Source organism: Thioalkalivibrio sp. XN8 (assembly GCF_011058255.1).
Lineage (GTDB): Bacteria > Pseudomonadota > Gammaproteobacteria > Steroidobacterales > XN24 > XN24.
In genome coordinates, this window is sequence record NZ_JAALFH010000034.1 from 17,693 (window position 1) to 35,080 (window position 17,388).

Consider the following 17,388-nt stretch of genomic DNA (forward strand, 5'->3'; position numbering starts at 1 on the left):
GCATGTCGGCGCCCAAGCAGTCGCGTATCACCGCCGCCCTGGAGAACCTGATCTTCAGCCACCGGCCGCTGGTGATCGCCATCTTCGCCATCATCACCGCGCTGCTGGCCTGGAGCGCGGTCACGGGTCTTCGCGTCGACGCCGGCTTCAGCAAGCAGCTGCCGCTGCAGCACGAGTACATGGAGACCTTCGTCGAGCACTACGAGGACTTCGGCGGGGCGGACCGGATCGTGATCGCGCTGGTGGACCAGAGCGGGGACATGTTCAACCCCGACTTCTTCCGCGCCCTGCGCCAGGCCACCGATGCGGTGTTTTTCATTCCCGGCGTGGACCGGGCGCGCGTCACCTCGATTTTCACGCCCAACGTCCGTTACCTGGAGGTCACGGAAGAGGGCATCGAGGCCGGCGACGTCATCCCCGCCGACTTCCAGTACACGCTGGCCGACCTCGAGCGTGTCCGCGAGAACATCCTCAAGGCCGGTATCGTCGGCCGGCTGGTGGCGAACGATTTCTCAGGCGCCCTCATCAGCGCCCAGCTGCTGGAGGTGAATCCCGACACCCAGGAGAGGCTCGACTACTTCGACGTGGCGCGCCAGCTCGAGGAACAGGTCCGCGACAAGATCCAGACCGACAACATCCAGGTCCGGATCATCGGTTTCGCCAAGGTGGTCGGCGACATCAAGGAAGGCGCCAACCGCATCGTGCTGTTCTTCGGCATCGCGCTGCTGGTGACGGCGCTGCTGGTCTATATCTACAGCCAGTCGGTCAAGCTCACCATCGTCCCGCTGGTATGCAGCGTCTTCGCCGTGATCTGGGAACTCGGCATGTTGCCGCTGCTGGGTTTCGGGATCGATCCGATGGGCTTGCTGGTGCCATTCCTGGTATTCGCCATCGGCGTCTCCCATGGCGTGCAGATGATATCCGGCTACGCCGCCGAGGTATTCGACGGCGCCGGTCCCGAGGAGGCGGCGCGCGCCACCTTCCGGCGGCTGCTGGTCCCCGGCAGCGTCGCCCTGGCTTCGGACACCATCGGCTTCATCACCATCCTGTTCATCGAGATCCGCATCATCCAGGAGATGGCGATCATGGCCTCGCTCGGCGTGGCCTGTATCATCCTCACCAACCTGGTGCTGCTGCCAGTCCTGATCAGTTACGTCAAGCCCGACGAGGGCTACAAGGAGCGGCTGCGGCGGCGCGCCGCCCAGATGCGGCCCCTTTGGGATCGCCTCTCCCTGGTCTCGACCCGCGGCCCCGCGACGGTCATCATCCTGGTTTCGGTCGGCCTCTTCGCCTTCGGCGCCTGGAAGGGCTCGCAGGTCAAGATCGGCGACCTGCACGAGGGCGTGCCGGAGCTGCGTCCCGACTCGCGCTACAACCTCGATACCAAGGACATCACCGCGCGCTTCTCCATCGGTGTCGACCTGATCAACGTGATCGTCGAGGTCGGTGAGAACGGCTGTATCGACTACGAGGTGATGGACCTCATCGACCGCTTTGCCTGGCACATGCGCAACGTCGAGGGCGTGCAGACGGTCATCGCCCTGCCGCAGGTCGCCAAGATCGTGACCGCCGGCTGGAACGAGGGTTATCCCGCCTGGCGGACGCTGTCGCGCAACGAGCAGGTGCTGGTGCAGGCGCTGGCGCGCGTGGAGACCAGCACCGGCCTGCTCAACACCGACTGCAGCGTGATCCCGGTGATGGTCTATACCGAGGACCACAAGGCCGGGACCATCGAGCGGGTGATCGAGGAGGTCAAGGCCTGGCGCCAGGAATTCGCGCCCGAGGACATGGAGTTCCGCCTCGCCACCGGCAACGTCGGCGTGATGGCGGCCATGAACGAGGAGGTCTCCGCGGCGCAGTTCCCGATCCTGCTCTATGTCTTCGGCGCGGTGATCCTGCTGTGCTGGCTGAGCTTCCGCTCGCTGCGGGCGGTGGCCTGCATCGTGATCCCGCTGGCGCTGGTTTCGCTGCTGGCCTATGCGTTGATGGCCTACCTCGAGATCGGCCTGAAGGTGAACACGCTGCCGGTGGCCGCGCTGGGCGTGGGCATCGGCGTGGACTACGGTATCTACATCTTCAGCCGCTTCCAGCACTTTCTCCGGCAGGGGGCGAGTATCCAGCAGGCTTACGCCCAGACGCTGCGCGTCACCGGCAACGCCGTGGTCTTCACCGGGATCACGCTGGCCATCGGCGTGTTCACCTGGGTGTTCTCGCCGCTGCAGTTCCAGGCCGACATGGGCATCCTGCTGACCTTCATGTTCCTGGTGAACATGTTCGGCGCGATCCTGCTGCTGCCGGCGCTGGCGAGCTGGCTGCTGCCGGCGAAGTACCAGCACGAGCGGCTGGCCGGGGACGACTGAGGGCCGGGGTCCGGACCCGCCGGGCCCGCTTCCTCAGGCGTTGAGATCGGGGATCAGCTCGCTCTCGAGCCGCGTGATCAGGTCCTTCAGCATGAGCTTGCGCTTCTTCAGCCGCTTGAGCTGCAACTGGTCGACCAGCGGATCATCAGCCAGCCGCGTGATCACGTCGTCCAGGTCGCGGTGCGCGATGCGCAGCTCCTTGAGCCGCGTCATGTTGCCGAAGATATAGGTATCGACCTTATTGTCGTTCATGGTCGTTGCTGGCCCCCGTCGGACAAGCTTAGCCAAGGTGCTCGGCGGCCGCCAGCCCCACGGCCGAGACCTGCCGGCCGAGCATGATGACGAAGCCCTGCAGCCGCCGGTGGCCGTCGTCGGTGTACTCGAAAGCATAGGTCCGCTCCAGCCGCAGCCGCCCGTGGCGATCGCGCCGGGGCCAGGCCCGGGCCAGCGCCACGGTGCCGTCGAGCATCAGCAGCTGCTGCCGCCCGCAGGCCTCGCGCGCGGCCTGGTTCGCCCGCTCCCGCGCGGCCATGCTGGCGTACCAGGCCCAGGTGAGCGCGCCCAGGAGGCCGGCGACGAACACCATGGAAAAGCGGCTCACGGCAGGTATTCGGTCCAGTCGCGCGAGTCGTCGCCCGAGGCGATGAACCACGGGTTCAGCAGGTCGGGGCCCTTGTTGTAGGCCATCGGCTGGCCGTTGCTGGCGACCACGCGGCCGCCGGCCGCCACCAGCACCGCCTCCGCCGCGGCCGTGTCCCACTCCGAGGTCGGGCCCAGGCGGGGATACACGTCGGCCTCGCCCTCGGCGATGATGCAGAACTTCAGCGACGAGCCCATCGGCACCATCTCGTGCTCCCCGAGGCGCTCGAGATACCCGTCCAGGTCCGGCCCGCGATGCGAGCGGGAACCGACCACCCGGATCGGGCCCTCACCCAGCGGGCGCACGGCGATCGGCTGCCGTTGGCCGTCGGCCGACTCCTTCCAGGCTTCCTCGCCGACCACGCCCCCGTAGGTCACGCCCTGGACCGGCACATGCACCACGCCCAGCACCGGGCGGCCCAGCCGCACCAGGGCGATGTTCACCGTGAACTGGCCGTTGCGCTGGATGAACTCCTTGGTGCCGTCCAGGGGGTCGACCAGCCAGTATTCCTTCCACTGGCGCCGCTGTTCCCACGGCAGGGTGCGCGCTTCCTCGGACAGGATGGGGCGGTCGCCGGGCAGTTGCTCGAGGGCGGCGCGGATCAGGTCGTGGGCCCGGCGGTCGGCCTCGGTGATGGGCGAGTCGTCCTGCTTGGCCTCCACGGCGAAGTCGCTGTGGTAGACCTCGAGGATGGCGGCGCCGGCCTGCCGCGCGATGCGAGCGAGGGCCTCCAGTAAATCAGCGTGGGCGTCGGTCACCGGCCGGGCTCCGTCGGGAGAGGGCGTATATGATACCCCTCCATGGACCTCGTCTCCCGCCATGCCTTCGACTGGGACCTGTACGACACCGTCCTGCTCGACATGGACGGCACGCTGCTGGACCTGCGCTTCGACAACTTCTTCTGGCAGCAGCTGATCCCGGCGCGCTACGCCGACCTGCACGGCCTGCCGCACGCCGAGGCGGTGGCGGTGCTGGAGCCGCGCTTCGCAGCAGCCCGGGGGCGGCTCGAGTGGTACTGCATCGATCACTGGAGCCGCGAGCTCGGCCTCGACATTGCCGCGCTGAAGCGCGAGGCCGAGGACCACATCGACTTCCTGCCCGATGTGCCGGAGTTCCTGCTGGCGGTGCGGCAGCTGCGCAAGCGGGTGGTGCTGGTGACCAACGCGCATCAACGCACCCTGGCGATCAAGCTGCAGCGCACCCGGCTGGACGAGTACCTGGACGCGATGTACTCCAGCCATGACCTCGGGCTGCCCAAGGAGGATCGTTCGTTCTGGGAGCGGCTGCGCGGGCTGGAGCCCTTCGACCCGGCGCGCACGGTGCTGGTGGACGACAGCCTGCCGGTGCTGCGCTCGGCGCACGACTACGGCCTGGCGCGGGTGATTGCCATCCTCCGGCCGGATTCATCGCGGCCGCCGGCGGCGGCCGGCGAGTTCCACGGCGTGCACAGCGTGACGGAGCTGCTGCCCGTCGCGCCCCGCAGGAAAGACTGAAGGCCGGTTACTCGGCCTGGCCGGAGCCGCCGGGAATGCCCGCGTCACCCTGGCCGCCGGCGCGGCTCTTGCGACGACGCCGGCGTCGCTTCTTCGGCGCGGCCTGGCCTTCGGCGGGCGCCGTCCCCTGGCTTTCGGCGGGCGGCTGCGGGGCTGGTGCCGGTCCCGCTGCTGCGGCCGGGCGTTCCTCCTGCGGCTTGCTGCGCCGCGAGCGGTCGCCGTCGCGCGGCTTGCGCTCGCGCCCCTGGCGCTCGCCCCGGCCGCGGCCGCCGCCCTCGGGCGGCCGGGAGCCCCACTCGGTGCGTTCCTTGCGGCTGCTGCGGGCGGGGCGGACGACCTCCGGCAGGCGCGCCCGGTCGATGGCCTCGACCGGGATCTTCATGCCGATGTAGTCCTCGATCTCGGGCAGCGTCTGGACGTAGGTCTCGCAGCCGAAGCTGATGGCGTCGCCTGACTCGCCGGCGCGCGCGGTGCGGCCGATGCGGTGCACGTAGTCCTCGCGGTCCTGCGGCAGGTCGTAGTTGACCACGTGCGAGACCCCCGGGATGTGCAGGCCGCGCGAGCCCACGTCCGTCGTCACCAGGATGGCGAGCTCGCCGGACTGGAAGCGCCCCAGCACCTTCTGGCGCTTCTTCTGCGGCACGTCGCCGGAGATCACTTCCGCCGGCAGCCCGTTGGCCTCGAGATAGTCCCGGACCCGGTCGGCCTCGCGCTTGGTGTTGACGAACACCATGGTGCGGGTCGCGTCCATGTCGCGCATCAGCCCGATCAGCAGTGCCAGCTTCTCGTTGTTGGCCGGGAAGTAGATGCGCTGGCGCACCTTCTCCGCCGTGACCTGCTCGGGTTCGATCCGCACCAGCGTCGGGTCGTTCATGTGCTCGTAGGCCAGCTCCAGCACCCGGTGCGACAGGGTGGCGGAGAACACCAGGTTGAGGCGCTCGCCCGGCGGCGGCAGGCGGCGCATCACGTAGCGGATGTCCTTGATGAAGCCCAGGTCGAACATCCGGTCGGCCTCGTCCAGGATCATGACCTGGACGTGGTGCAGCCCGAAGATGTGCTGCTTGAAGTAGTCGATGAGGCGCCCGGGCGTTCCGATCAGCACGTCCACGCCGGCCTGGATGTGGGCCCGCTGTTTCTCGTAGTCGGTGCCGCCGTAGGCCAGCCCCAGCACCAGTCCGGTGTGGGCGCCGAGCAGCTCGGCGTCCTTGTGGATCTGGATCGCCAGCTCGCGGGTCGGCGCCAGGATCAGCGCCCGCGGGTCCGTGAGGCCCCGGGTCGGCCTGGGCAGGTTGCGCTCGAGATGGGTGAACATGGCGACCAGGAAAGCGGCGGTCTTGCCGGTCCCGGTCTGGGCCTGGCCGGCCACGTCGCCCCCGCCGAGGGCGATCGGCAGGGTCTCGGCCTGGATGGGCGTGCACTGGTCGAAGCCCGCGTCAGCGAGCCCCTGCATGGCGGAGTCGGGCAAATCCAGCTCTGCGAAACGCAGCTGTGTAAGCAGTCCTTCTGACATTGTTGTGGTGTGCTTCCTGGGGAAAACGGCCTAAAGGTATTGCAACTCGCGTGAAATCCGGGCCAGAATACAGGCCTGTCGGCTCTGGACAGCCCTTCCGGAGCTCCCCGCGCAGAAGAATTCATAAGCTTTTTGCCGCGAGCGCAGCGACATTGTGCCTCATCGAGCGGGGCGCGTCACATCCCGTAGTTGCGCCGCAAGGCCCCGGTTCAGGGGTCCGACCCCGTGGAACAGTTTCTCCTGACAGTTTTTACAGCAAGCTTGCGGAGGCAAGAACAGTGAGCGAGCAAATCGTTTACACCAGCGATGCCAGTTTCGAGAACGACGTGCTGAAGGCCGACGTTCCCGTACTGCTGGACTTCTGGGCCGAGTGGTGCGGCCCCTGCAAGATGATCGCCCCCATCCTCGAAGAGGTCGCGACCGAATATGCCGGCCGCGTGCGGGTCGCCAAGATCAATATCGACGAGAACCCGCACACGCCGCCGAAGTTCGGCATCCGCGGGATTCCGACGCTGATGCTGTTCAAGAACGGCTCGGTGGAGGCCCAGAAGGTGGGCGCACTGAGCAAGCGGCAGCTTGCCGAATTCCTGGACCAGCATCTGTGAGCGACTTGCCGGGCGATCCGCCCCGGGGCGCCAGGGACAACCGCAACCCACGCCGGAATAACGCTATGGCCGCTGATGGCAACAGAAACGACGGTCCCCCCCAGGGGAATCGCAATCCCCAGGGCGGGCGCAAGAAGTCGCGCCGGCGCAAGCCGGGCGGCGGCGGCGGCGGCGGGGATCGCCACCATCCGGACATGCTGCCGGACCTGGAGGAAGTCGAGGTCATCTCCCAGGAGGACCTGGAGCGCACGCGCAACGCGATGAACCTGACCGAGCTCAAGCGCCGCCCGGCGCACGAGCTGGTGACCCTCGCCGAGTCGATGGGGCTGGAGAACCTCGCCCGTTCGCGCAAGCAGGACATCATCTTCTCGATCCTCAAGGCGCATGCGAAGAACGGCGAGGACATCTACGGCGACGGCGTGCTGGAGATCCTGCAGGACGGCTTCGGCTTCCTGCGCTTCGCCGACGGCTCCTACCTCGCCGGGCCGGACGACATCTACGTCAGCCCGAGCCAGATCCGCCGCTTCAGCCTGCGCACCGGCGACACCGTCTCCGGCCTGATCCGCCCGCCGAAGGAAGGCGAGCGCTATTTCGCGCTGTTGAAGGTCGGCGAGATCAACTACGACTCGCCCGAGAGCGCGCGCCACAAGGTGCTGTTCGAGAATCTCACGCCGCTGTTCCCCAACGAGCGCCTGCGCATGGAGCAGGGCAACGGCAGCCGCGAGGATTTGACGGCGCGGATCATCGATCTCGTCGCGCCCATCGGCAAGGGCCAGCGCGGCCTGATCGTCTCGCCGCCCAAGGCCGGCAAGACCATGCTGCTGCAGCACATCGCGCAGAGCATCGCCGCCAACCATCCCGATTGCTACCTCATGGTGCTGCTCATCGACGAGCGCCCGGAGGAAGTCACCGAGATGTCGCGCACCGTGCGCGGCGAAGTCGTGTCCTCGACCTTCGACGAGCCGGCGACCCGCCACGTGCAGGTGGCCGAGATGGTGATCGAGAAGGCCAAGCGCCTGGTCGAGCACAAGAAGGACGTGGTGATCCTGCTGGACTCCATCACCCGCCTGGCGCGCGCCTACAACACCGTGGTGCCGTCCTCGGGCAAGGTGCTGACCGGCGGCGTGGACGCCAACGCGCTGCACCGGCCGAAGCGCTTCTTCGGCGCGGCGCGCAACATCGAGGAAGGCGGCAGCCTGACCATCCTCGCCACGGCGCTGATTGACACCGGCTCGCGCATGGACGACGTCATCTACGAGGAGTTCAAGGGCACCGGCAACCTCGAGATCCACCTCGACCGGCGCATCGCCGAGAAGCGCATCTTCCCGGCCATGAACATCAACCGCTCCGGCACGCGGCGCGAGGACCTGCTCACCGCCGAGTCCGAGCTGCAGAAGATGTGGATCCTCCGCAAGCTGCTGCACCCCATGGACGAGCTCGCCGCGGTCGAGTTCCTGCTGTCCAAGCTGCAGGACACCAAGACCAACGTCGAGTTCTTCGATTCCATGAAGCGCTAGCGGGCGGCCCGGCGTCGGTCGGGCCTGCTCCCCCCTGACCGCGGCACCGACCGCGCACACCTCCCGCTGGGCTCAGATGCCTGGCGCGTGAGGTGTGCGCGGTCGGTGCCGCTGCATCGTGGCCAGGCCGACCTTCGCTGTGCAGCGTGAACTACGATGACTCGCGCAGCGCCATCACGTGGCGCAGCAGCGCGTCGAGCGAGCTCACGAAGCGGAGCCGGCCCTTGCCGTCGAGCACGTAGTACTGCGGTGTGCCCCAGTTGTTCAGGGTCTGCCCGAAAGAGCCCTGGTCGTCGAACAAGACGTCGAGATTGAAGCCGTTCTCTACCAGGTATTCTTGGGCGTCGCGGGGCGGGTCGTTGGTCACGGCCAGCAGGGGTACGCCTGCCTTGGCCAACCGGCTCGCCATGGCCGCGATCCGCGGCATCGCCGCGAGCGACGCGCCGCAGTAGCGAGACCAGAAGACGACGACCGTCGCCTCGGGGCCGAGCAGTCCGGTCAGCTCCACTTCAGGGCCGCCAGGCAGCCGGGCGGAGGGCGAGCCGACGTCTTCGTCGCGGGCTTCCGCGAGGGTTCGCTCGAGCATTGCCCGCGTCGCCCGCTCCACATCGGCAGCCCACGTCTCCGCGGAGACGTTCGCGATGGCGCGCAGTGAATCGGCGGTCGACTCGTCCGTGGCGGGGTCGGCCGCCACCGCCGCCAATGCCGACACAGCGCCCGAAGTGTCGCCCGCGGCAAGCCGCGCTTCCGCGAGGCTTCGCAGCCAATCGGCATTCCAGCCGGTCGCCGTTGCCTGCTCGAGCTCGATGATCGCTTCGCCTGCACGACCTGCGGACAGGAGCGCATCACCTAGCGCCGCGCGCAACTCCGCGACCTGTTGTGCCACGGTCGCCCCGTGCTCCGCTATCGTCTGGCCGAGCGCCCGCTCTCGATCCGTTGCGTCCGAGATTTCCTCGATGGTGGTGCGGAGACGCCGCATACCCTCGTCCCGCGTGGCTTCGATGCCGGCGACGGTGGCCAGGGCCCAGGCTGCATGGGTGGGCTCCATGGCAACGTAACGGTCGACCCACCGCAGGATCGCCTCGGGATCCCCGGCCTGGCGCGCAAACTCGAAGCCGAGGGTGACGACAGGCCGGCGCGTCCGCTGATCTGCCGCCGACTCCCAGACCGGCTCGAGCCCCGCGAGGAATTTCGCCGGGTCACCGCCATGGTCACGATAGAGCTCGCTGAGGCGCTCCTGCACCGCGAAGAAGCTCGTCGGATGGTCGGCGAGGAGGCGCGCCCGCCAGTACGAGGCAATCTCTTCGGCGCCGACCACGCGCGCAGAGAAAAAAAGATTGCCGACGTCGGCAGCGGAGGGGTTGGGCGCCGCGCGGAGCGTGCGATCCAGCGCCACCACCCGCGCCAGATGGCGTGCGGTGCGTGTTTCCTCGTTATCCGTAGAGCCGACCCAGCCCTCCGCAGCCCGCAGGGCGGACCAGGACAGCGGGGCGTCCGGGTAAACGCGGATCATGGCGCGGGCGGTCGCGAGGACCTCGCTCATGTCCCGGCCCATGTGGTCGTTGAAGCGCTGTTCAAGGGCTTCGAGGAGAGGGCGCCCATCGGTGTCGTGCAGCAGCAGTTCCCAGAACCGGCCCTCGCGGCTGTCCGTCCGGGATGCGCCCGGATTCTCGATCGCGAAGGCTGCATAGACCGCGTCGCGAGGCAGGCGGAACGCGCCGCGCGCCACGCCGTCGGCGCCCGCCTCCAGGCGGACCACCTCGATCGATCCCATGCCGGTGTTGTAGGCCCCGTCCCTCACAGTTCGCAGGCGCGCCCGAAGGTGAAGCGTGTCTTCGCCCGCGAGCTTCGCGGCCGGACGGTACGACACCTCGACGTGCTCGCCGGCACGGGGTTGGTCCGGGTCGAAAACAAGGACGCCCGCCTGCGCGGCGAGGGCCGGTGACCCGGCCAGCACGCCGACGATAAGGAGCGCCAACACGATCGCGGTGGAGTCGGTGCGGATGGGCATAGAGAGACATCCTTCACTGGGCGCGATAGTCGATTAGCCTACCAATTCGCGAAGCCAACAGGACGAGTAGCAAAGTCATGTGGCGTTGTCACACGAGTTCCAGGGCGGGGAATGAATTTCTCCGAATTGGGTATGCCGGTTTGATTTGCTCACGTCATTGAGTAAAAATACTCATCATGTTGAGCAAATCGTCAGGTTCCTTTCAGCGGGCGCAGGTCAAGGAGCTCGCGCGCAGGTTGCGGGAGCCGCGGCGTTTCATCCAGGTCGTCGCCGGGCCAAGACAGGTCGGCAAGACCACCCTGGTCCACCAGGTCGCAGCAACCTTGCGGCCGGGCTTCCTTTACGCCACTGCCGACGAGCCGATGCTGCGCGGCGCTGAGTGGATTACGCAGCAGTGGGATGCCGCGCGCCTGGAGGCGCGCGAGGCGGGCCAGCGCGGCGCAGTTCTGGCGCTTGATGAGATTCAGAAAATCCCGGGCTGGTCGGAAACCGTCAAGCGTCTCTGGGATGAGGATACGCGCCGCAAGATCCCGCTGCGGGTCGTGTTGCTTGGCTCAGCGCCATTGTTGATCGCGCGCGGCACGTCGGAGAGCCTGGCAGGCCGGTTCGAACTCTTGCACCTGCCGCACTGGTCTTTCACCGAAATGCGCGAGGCTTTCGGGTTCACGCTCGAAGAATACTGCTACTTCGGCGGCTATCCCGGCGCCGCGCCGCTGGCCGGCGAGCCCGAACGCTGGCGGCGTTACGTCATCGACAGCCTGGTGGAAACATCGATTTCCCGCGACGTGCTGTTGCTCACGCGGGTGGACAAGCCGGCCCTGCTGCGGCGCCTGTTCGAGCTCGCGTGTCGTTATTCCGGGCAGATCCTGTCTTACAACAAGATGCTCGGCCAGTTGCAGGACGCCGGGAACACCACGACGCTGGCACATTACCTCGAACTGTTGGCGGCGGCCGGGATGGTCTGCGGGCTGCAGAAGTTCGCCGGCGACACGGCGCGCAGCCGGGGCTCGAGCCCGAAACTCCAGGTCCTGAACACCGCGTTGATGTCCGCTCTGGCCGGCGTGTCGCCCGCGGAAGCCTGGTCGGATCCGGAGTATCGGGGGCGCCTGGTCGAGTCGACTATCGGCGCCCACCTGGCGAACGCGGCAGCCTGCGGCGAGTGCGAGTTGTTCTACTGGCGCGAGCGCAATGCTGAGGTCGACTTCGTGGTTCGCTCGGGACGTCGCCTCATCGCCATCGAAGTAAAGAGCACCGCCAGGGCCAGAGCGCAGCGCGGGATCACGAGCTTCGAGGCGGCGTTCAGGCCGGATCGAAGCCTGCTGGTAGGCGGCGACGGAATCGAGCTGGAGGGCTTCCTTTCACGCCCGGTACGGCACTGGATTGAACCCTGAGGTCGACGAAAGGTAGAACGACTCCCGCGGCGCCTTAGCCGGAGGCCGGAGTCCCGCCGGCCTTTTCCTGCGCAACGCGGGCCGAATTCAATACCTCGGCCAGTCCCGCGACGGCGCCGCCGATGTTGCTCAGCTCCGCGGGCAGAATCAGGGTGTTGTTCGTCTTGGCGAGATTGCCGAACTCGCGCACATACTGCTCGGCGATCCGCAGGCTGACCGCTTCCCGGCCGCCGGGGATGTTGATTGCGGTGGCGATGCGCTCGATGCCGAGCGCCGTGGCTTCGGCGAGCATCTGGATCTCGCGCGCCTTGCCCTCGGCCTCGTTGATCTGCTTCTGCTTCTGCGCCTCGGAGAGATTGATGATCTGGATCTTTTCGCCTTCGGACACGTTGATCTGTTCCTGGCGCTGCCCCTCCGACCGCGCCACGACCGCACGACGCTCGCGCTCCGCGCGCATCTGCTGTTCGAGCGCGTCCGTGATCGTGGTCGGCACCACGATATCGGCGATCTCGTAGCGCAGCACCTTGACGCCCCATGGATTGGCCGCTTCGTCCAGCGCCTTGACGACTTCCTCGTTGATCTTGGCGCGCTCCTCGAAGGTCTTGTCGAGTTCGATCTGGCCGACCACGGAGCGCAGCGTCGTTTGCGCGAGGCTCGTCGTGGCGAACTGGTAATTGGCGATGCCGTAACTGGCGGCGTGTGGGTCCACGACCTGCAGGTAGAGCACGCCATCCACCGACACGCTGATGTTGTCGCGGGTGATGCACTGCTGTTGCGGCACATCGATAGCCTCTTCCTTGAGCGTCTGGCGATAGGCCACGCGATCAATGAAGGGAATGAGGATGTGGAAGCCGGCATCCAGGGTGCGCGCGTAGCGCCCGAGGCGCTCGACAATATAAGCCGAGCGCTGCGGCACGATCTGCGCGGTCTTGAACAACGCGACCACGATGATGGCGAGGATGACCACTGACACCACGGTCATGATGTTGAGATTGTCCACGTGAATGCTCCCTGGGAAATCGGCCTCGGCTAATCGGCCGGGCGCTCGCTGCTGACGTTCAGGACGAGTCCGTGCCGTCCCGTGATCCAAAGTCTCTGCCCGGCGGTGACCGGCTCTGCGCACTCGGCGTTCCAGCGTGCACCGCGATAGGTGACCACGCCAACGCCATCCACGAAGTCCTCCTGCGCGACTACGCCGGTGCCCAGTACCAGCACTTCGATTCCATCGCTCGCATGCTCGGATTTGCCGCGGAACCAGTTCTTCACGCGCTTGCGCGCCAGCACCAGCAGCCCGACCGCGAGTACGCCGAACAGCAGGATCTGCATGTTGAGCGACAGACCGACGCCGAACCACAGCGCGAGGCCGATGAGCAAGGCAGCGATGCCGAAGAACACCAGGATCACGCCCGGGAAAGCGAACTCGGCCAGGATCAGGAGCACCCCAAGCAAGGCCCACACGGCCGGCGGCGAAATACTGAAATCGATATTCATGCCGAAATCTCGCCAAGCCCGTTGCGGGGCGACAGGGCCAGTTTAAGCGTACCGAGCCTCGCGGGGTACCGTGCCAATACGTAACAGGCAGGCATCACCGGTCGCCAAGCAGCGGCCCGCCCGAGTATCCTTCGCCGCTATGCTGCAAGGCCTGGCCCTCATCTTTCTCTGCCAGCTCGCGGGCGAGACCCTGGTCCGCCTGCTGGGCGTGCCGGTGCCCGGGCCGGTGGCGGGGATGGTGATCCTGCTGGTCGGGCTGGTGCTGGCCGGCGGGCCGGGTGGGTCGCTGCGCCGCGCCGGGACCGGGCTGCTCGGTTATCTCACGCTGTTCTTCGTGCCGGCGGGCGTCGGGCTGGTGACGCACGGGCCGCGGCTGGCGGCCGACTGGCTGCCGATCCTGGTGGCGATCGTGGTCAGCACGCTGGCAACCATGCTGCTGGTCGGCTGGCTGGTGGGGCGACGCATCCCGCTCGAACCGGAGCCCGGTGGCGATGCCTGAGTTCGGCGACATCTGGGTCTACCTCGCTGAGGCGCCGCTGCTGTGGCTGACGCTGACGCTGGTCGCCTATCTCGGTGGCGTGTGGCTGAACCGCAAGCTCAAGGGCAACCCGCTGGTGCACCCGGTGCTGGTGGCGATGCTGGTGCTGATCAGCCTGCTGCTGTTGACCGGCACCTCCTACGACACCTACTTCGAAGGCGCGCAGTTCATCCACTTCCTGCTCGGCCCGGCCACCGTCGCGCTGGCGATCCCGCTGTACGACAACCTGCGCCAGGTGCGTGAGCTGCTGTGGCCGCTGCTGCTGGCCTGCGTGACCGGCGTGACCGTCGCAGTGGGCAGCGCCGTCGGCGTGGCGTGGCTGCTCGGGGCGCGCGGTGAAACCCTGCTGTCGCTGGCGCCGAAGTCAGTGACGACGCCGATCGCCATGGGCATTGCCGAGCAGGTCGGCGGATTGCCCTCGCTGGCTGCCGGCATCGTGCTGGTGACCGGCGCGGTCGGGGCGGTCGCGGCCGGGCCGCTGTTCCGCCTCGCCGGCATCCATGACCAGCGCGCGCAGGGCTTTGCGCTGGGCATCGCGGCGCACGGCTTCGGCACGGCGCATGCGCTGACCATCGGCCTGCGCGCCGGGGCGTTTGCGGGCCTCGGGCTCGGGCTGGCGGGGCTGCTGACCGCCTTCGCGCTGCCGCTGGTGGTGACCCTGTTCAGCAACTGACGATGTCCCATGGAAGAACGCTCGACCACGTCCCCCGCTGCCTCCTCCGCACCCGCTGACCGCCGGGGCTTCCTGCGGCCGGAGCTGCTGTATTCGCTGCTGCTGTTCGCCGCGGCCGCTGCCTTTGTGCTTGCTTCGGTGAGCCAGTGGGGCTGGCTCCCGGAAGGCGCCGGAGCGGGCTCGGCCGTGTTCTTCCTCGCCTACGGCCTGTTCACCATTTCGATGGGCTTCAGCCATCCGCGGCTCGGTTACGTCTCTTTCGATCGCGTCGCCCAGCTGGCGTCCATCCTGGTGCTGGGCCCGGTCGCCGCCGCCTGGCTCAGCGGCCTCGCGTCGCTGCTGTATCCCTGGCAGCGACTGCGCCGGGGCCGCCCGCTGCCCGAGGTGCTCACGGCTTCGCTGCACAACAGCGGCCTGATGAGCCTGGTGGTGCTGCTGGCGGGCCTGGCCTACGAGAAGCTGGGCGGGGCGATTCCGTTGGTGTCGCTGGGCTGGCGCGACGTGGCGCTGCTGCTGGGGGTGCTGGCGGCCATGGAGATCCTCAACGACCTTGGCATGCGGATCTTCCTGGCGCTGCGGGACGGGCGGCTGCCGCGCGAGATCAGCGTGTTCGCCTTCGTGGTGGAGTGGGGCGCCGGACTCGGCGGCATCCTGGTGGCGATCATCTTCAACCGCATGGAGCCGCCGGTCGTGGCGCTGCTGCTGGTGGTGCTCAGCCTCGGCATGCTGACCCTGACCGAGCTGGCGCGCATGCGCGAAGGCCTGGAGAAACTCGTGGCAGTGCGCACGCGGAGCCTGCAGGAGAAGAGCCTCGAGCTCGAGCGGCTGGCGACGCATGACGCCCTGACGGGGCTGCACAACCGCCGCAGCGCCGACGAGTGCCTCGAGGAGCGCATCGCGGAGTTCGACCGCTACGGACGCCGCTTCTCGGTGGCGCTGGTGGACCTCGATGATTTCAAGCGCATCAACGACAACCATTCGCACGACGCCGGCGATCGCGTGCTGGAGGCCGTGGCCGCGCGGCTGGTGGCCTGCTGCCGCAGCACCGACCTGGTGGCGCGCTACGGCGGCGAGGAGTTCCTGTTGTGCTTTCCCGGCACGGAGCTGGCCGCCGCGGTCGAGGCCTGCGAGAAGATCCGCCTCGAGGTGGCCGGGGTGGACTGGTCGGAGGTGGCGCCGGGGCTGAAGGTCACGCTGAGCGCGGGCGTGGCCGAGATGCAGCGGGGCCTGGGCCGCCGGGGCCTGCTCGGCACGGCCGATGCCGCGCTGTACCACGCCAAGGCCACCGGCCGGGACCGGGTGGTGTCGACCGCCGAGCTGAGCGGCCAGGGCGGGCCGGCTCAGCGATAGCCGCGCGCCTGCAGCGAGAACAGCCGCGCGTAGATCCCGTCCAGCGCCATCAGCTCGGCATGGCTGCCGCGCTCGACGATGCGGCCGCCGTCGATCACCACGATCTGGTCCGCCATGCGCACGGTCGAGAAGCGGTGCGAGATCAGGATGGCGATGCGGTCCCGGGTCAGCTGGCGAAAGTGCTCGAAGATCTTCGCCTCGGCCGCGGCATCCATTGCCGCCGTCGGCTCGTCCAGCACCAGGATGTCGGCGCCGGAGCGCATGAAGGCGCGCGCCAGGGCGATCTTCTGCCATTGCCCGCCGGACAGCTCGCGCCCGTCCTTGAACCACTTGCCGAGCTGGGTATCGAACCGCCCCGGCAGGGTCTCGATGAAGGGCAGGGCCATGCCCTGGTCGGCCGCCTGTTCCCAGCGCGCCTCGTCCTCGAAGTGCGACACGTCGCCGGCGCCGATGTTCTCGCCCACCGTGAACTGGTAGCGGGCGAAGTCCTGGAAGATAACGCCGATGCGCCGGCGCAGCGCCTCCGGGTCCCACTCGCGCAGGTCGAGCCCGTCCAGCAGGATGCGGCCGGCCGTCGGCGTGTAGAGCCCGGCCAGCAGCTTGATCAGCGTGGTCTTGCCGGCGCCGTTCTCGCCCACCAGGGCCAGCGACTCGCCCGGCCTGATATGCAGGTCGATGTCCCGGAGCGCCGGTGTCTCGGCGCCCGGGTAGGTGAAGGAGACCTGCTCGAAGCGAATGCCGTCGGCCGGGTCCGGGCCCTGCGACAGCTCGCCCGTGCGAGGCGCCACCGGCGTTTCGAGGTATTCGTACAGCGTCGAGAGGTAGAGGTTGTCCTCGTACATGCCGCTGATGGCCGAGAGGCTGGCCGAGACCGCCGCCTGGCCTTGGCGGAACAGCATCATGTACATGGTCATCTGGCCGAGCGTGATGCGCCCGGCGATGGTGGTGAAGGCGACCCAGGCATAGGCGCCATAGAGCGTCACCGTGCCGACCAGGCCGAACACGAAACCCCAGCCGTCGCGGCGCAAGGTGAGATTGCGGTCCTCGCGGTAGAGCTTGCGAAAGATCGCGCGGTAGCGGTCCAGCAGCCGCGGGCCGAGGGCGAACAGCTGCACTTCCTTGGCATGGTCCTCGCGCGCCAGCACCGTCTCCAGGTACATCTGCATCCGGGTCTCGGGCGAGCGCCAGCGGAACAGGCGGAAGGCGTCGCCGGAGAACTTGGCCTCGGCGAGGAAGGAGGGCAGGCCGGCCAGCACCAGCAGCAGCACGGCCCAGCCCGAGAACTGGGCCAGCAGCACGCCGTAGCTGACCAGCGAGATGCCGTTCTGCGCCAGGCCGAAGGTGCGGGTCACCAGCGACAGGGGACGGCTCGAGGCCTCGCGGCGCGCGCGCGTGAGCTTGTCGTAGAACTCGGCGTCCTCGAACTGCGCGAGGTCGAGCTGCAGCGCCTTCTCCAGGATCATCTCGTTGACCCGCTGGCCGAGCTGGGCGCGCAGCAAAGACTGCGAGGCCGACAACGCCCGCTGCGCGCCGGCCAGCGCGCCGACCAGCGCGCCTTCCACCGCCACCAGCAGCATCACCGGCTGCGCCTCGACCACGCCGGTCTCCCGGTACACGCCGGCGGCGGCGACCACGGCGTCGATGATCAGCGCGCCGACCCAGGCGACGGCGGCCGGCAGCACGCCCGCCAGCAGGGTGAACACGGCCAGCACCAGCGTCAGCGGGCGGCTGGTGCGCCACACCAGCTCGAGCGCGCGCCGGCTGTAACGGAACACGGCGAGGAACTCGCGCGGGTTGCCGGGCACGGAC

The 17,388-nt window shown here is 68.1% G+C and carries 16 protein-coding genes; 8 read left to right on the forward strand and 8 right to left on the reverse strand.

Annotated features, from left to right (window positions below):
• The first annotated feature begins 2 nt into the window (after positions 1-2).
• Positions 3-2,360 (forward strand): efflux RND transporter permease subunit, encoded by a 2,358-nt coding sequence (locus G6N75_RS04005; RefSeq protein WP_206202905.1) that lies wholly within the window; start codon positions 3-5, stop codon positions 2,358-2,360.
• A 33-nt stretch (positions 2,361-2,393) separates the two neighbouring features.
• Here G6N75_RS04005 and G6N75_RS04010 read toward each other — a convergent pair whose 3' ends face one another.
• From G6N75_RS04010 to cysQ, 3 genes are read right to left on the reverse strand one after another with little or no spacing between them, the layout of a single operon-like run.
• Positions 2,394-2,612 carry a YdcH family protein gene (locus G6N75_RS04010; protein ID WP_240900923.1) on the reverse strand — a complete coding sequence of 73 codons (219 nt, stop codon included), beginning with the start codon at positions 2,610-2,612 and terminating at the stop codon, positions 2,394-2,396.
• Between the two features lie 28 nt (positions 2,613-2,640).
• The gene (locus G6N75_RS04015; protein WP_165346829.1) at positions 2,641-2,961 is read right to left on the reverse strand and encodes a DUF3301 domain-containing protein; all 321 of its coding nucleotides are present in this window, start codon (positions 2,959-2,961) and stop codon (positions 2,641-2,643) included.
• Positions 2,958-3,758 (reverse strand): 3'(2'),5'-bisphosphate nucleotidase CysQ, encoded by an 801-nt coding sequence (gene cysQ / locus G6N75_RS04020; protein WP_346765484.1) that lies wholly within the window; start codon positions 3,756-3,758, stop codon positions 2,958-2,960. The genes G6N75_RS04015 and cysQ overlap by 4 nt, the downstream gene beginning before the upstream one ends.
• A 42-nt stretch (positions 3,759-3,800) precedes the next feature.
• Here cysQ and yrfG point away from each other — a divergent pair, with 42 nt between their 5' ends.
• Positions 3,801-4,493 (forward strand): GMP/IMP nucleotidase, encoded by a 693-nt coding sequence (gene yrfG, locus G6N75_RS04025; protein ID WP_165346833.1) that lies wholly within the window; start codon positions 3,801-3,803, stop codon positions 4,491-4,493.
• Positions 4,494-4,500: 7 nt separating this feature from the next.
• On the opposite strand, the gene G6N75_RS04030 is transcribed toward yrfG, so the two are convergent.
• Positions 4,501-6,003: a DEAD/DEAH box helicase gene (locus G6N75_RS04030; RefSeq protein WP_165346835.1), complete on the reverse strand. Its 1,503-nt coding sequence runs from the start codon at positions 6,001-6,003 to the stop codon at positions 4,501-4,503.
• Between the two features lie 278 nt (positions 6,004-6,281).
• On the opposite strand from G6N75_RS04030, the gene trxA reads away from it, so the two are divergent.
• Together trxA and rho are read left to right on the forward strand one after the other, a co-directional pair.
• On the forward strand, positions 6,282-6,608 hold the full coding sequence (gene trxA, locus G6N75_RS15215; RefSeq protein ID WP_165346837.1) for a thioredoxin TrxA: 327 nt from the start codon (positions 6,282-6,284) through the stop codon (positions 6,606-6,608).
• Positions 6,609-6,868: 260 nt separating this feature from the next.
• The gene (gene rho, locus G6N75_RS04040; protein WP_165346931.1) at positions 6,869-8,125 is read left to right on the forward strand and encodes a transcription termination factor Rho; all 1,257 of its coding nucleotides are present in this window, start codon (positions 6,869-6,871) and stop codon (positions 8,123-8,125) included.
• A 151-nt stretch (positions 8,126-8,276) separates the two neighbouring features.
• Here rho and G6N75_RS04045 read toward each other — a convergent pair whose 3' ends face one another.
• Positions 8,277-10,136 carry a TlpA disulfide reductase family protein gene (locus G6N75_RS04045; protein ID WP_165346839.1) on the reverse strand — a complete coding sequence of 620 codons (1,860 nt, stop codon included), beginning with the start codon at positions 10,134-10,136 and terminating at the stop codon, positions 8,277-8,279.
• A gap of 176 nt (positions 10,137-10,312) precedes the next feature.
• Between G6N75_RS04045 and G6N75_RS04050 the strand changes: the two genes are divergently transcribed.
• On the forward strand, positions 10,313-11,527 hold the full coding sequence (locus tag G6N75_RS04050) for an ATP-binding protein (protein ID WP_165346841.1): 1,215 nt from the start codon (positions 10,313-10,315) through the stop codon (positions 11,525-11,527).
• Positions 11,528-11,561: 34 nt separating this feature from the next.
• Here G6N75_RS04050 and G6N75_RS04055 read toward each other — a convergent pair whose 3' ends face one another.
• Entirely contained in the window at positions 11,562-12,527 is a 966-nt protein-coding gene (locus G6N75_RS04055) for a stomatin-like protein (RefSeq protein WP_165346843.1), read from the reverse strand.
• Between the two features lie 29 nt (positions 12,528-12,556).
• Positions 12,557-13,018 carry an NfeD family protein gene (locus G6N75_RS04060; protein ID WP_165346845.1) on the reverse strand — a complete coding sequence of 154 codons (462 nt, stop codon included), beginning with the start codon at positions 13,016-13,018 and terminating at the stop codon, positions 12,557-12,559.
• 139 nt (positions 13,019-13,157) lie between these two features.
• Here G6N75_RS04060 and G6N75_RS04065 point away from each other — a divergent pair, with 139 nt between their 5' ends.
• From G6N75_RS04065 to G6N75_RS04075, 3 genes are read left to right on the forward strand one after another with little or no spacing between them, the layout of a single operon-like run.
• Positions 13,158-13,517 carry a CidA/LrgA family protein gene (locus tag G6N75_RS04065; protein WP_165346847.1) on the forward strand — a complete coding sequence of 120 codons (360 nt, stop codon included), beginning with the start codon at positions 13,158-13,160 and terminating at the stop codon, positions 13,515-13,517.
• Positions 13,510-14,229 carry an LrgB family protein gene (locus tag G6N75_RS04070; protein ID WP_165346849.1) on the forward strand — a complete coding sequence of 240 codons (720 nt, stop codon included), beginning with the start codon at positions 13,510-13,512 and terminating at the stop codon, positions 14,227-14,229. Before G6N75_RS04065 ends, G6N75_RS04070 begins: the two co-directional genes overlap by 8 nt.
• A gap of 9 nt (positions 14,230-14,238) precedes the next feature.
• Complete coding sequence (locus G6N75_RS04075; RefSeq protein ID WP_165346851.1) at positions 14,239-15,579, forward strand: GGDEF domain-containing protein; 1,341 nt, start codon at positions 14,239-14,241, stop codon at positions 15,577-15,579.
• Here G6N75_RS04075 and G6N75_RS04080 read toward each other — a convergent pair.
• Positions 15,570-17,384: an ABC transporter ATP-binding protein gene (locus tag G6N75_RS04080; protein WP_346765485.1), complete on the reverse strand. Its 1,815-nt coding sequence runs from the start codon at positions 17,382-17,384 to the stop codon at positions 15,570-15,572. The genes G6N75_RS04075 and G6N75_RS04080 overlap by 10 nt on opposite strands.
• Positions 17,385-17,388 lie beyond the last annotated feature (4 nt).

Coding starts and splice junctions, on each gene's coding strand:
- G6N75_RS04005 (WP_206202905.1), top strand. CDS start 3: ATGTCGGCGCCCAAGCAGTCGCGTATCACCGCCGCCCTGGAGAACCTG.
- G6N75_RS04010 (WP_240900923.1), bottom strand. CDS start 2,612: ATGAACGACAATAAGGTCGATACCTATATCTTCGGCAACATGACGCGG.
- yrfG (WP_165346833.1), top strand. CDS start 3,801: ATGGACCTCGTCTCCCGCCATGCCTTCGACTGGGACCTGTACGACACC.
- G6N75_RS04030 (WP_165346835.1), bottom strand. CDS start 6,003: ATGTCAGAAGGACTGCTTACACAGCTGCGTTTCGCAGAGCTGGATTTG.
- rho (WP_165346931.1), top strand. CDS start 6,869: ATGAACCTGACCGAGCTCAAGCGCCGCCCGGCGCACGAGCTGGTGACC.
- G6N75_RS04045 (WP_165346839.1), bottom strand. CDS start 10,136: ATGCCCATCCGCACCGACTCCACCGCGATCGTGTTGGCGCTCCTTATC.
- G6N75_RS04050 (WP_165346841.1), top strand. CDS start 10,313: ATGTTGAGCAAATCGTCAGGTTCCTTTCAGCGGGCGCAGGTCAAGGAG.
- G6N75_RS04060 (WP_165346845.1), bottom strand. CDS start 13,018: ATGAATATCGATTTCAGTATTTCGCCGCCGGCCGTGTGGGCCTTGCTT.
- G6N75_RS04065 (WP_165346847.1), top strand. CDS start 13,158: ATGCTGCAAGGCCTGGCCCTCATCTTTCTCTGCCAGCTCGCGGGCGAG.
- G6N75_RS04070 (WP_165346849.1), top strand. CDS start 13,510: ATGCCTGAGTTCGGCGACATCTGGGTCTACCTCGCTGAGGCGCCGCTG.
- G6N75_RS04075 (WP_165346851.1), top strand. CDS start 14,239: ATGGAAGAACGCTCGACCACGTCCCCCGCTGCCTCCTCCGCACCCGCT.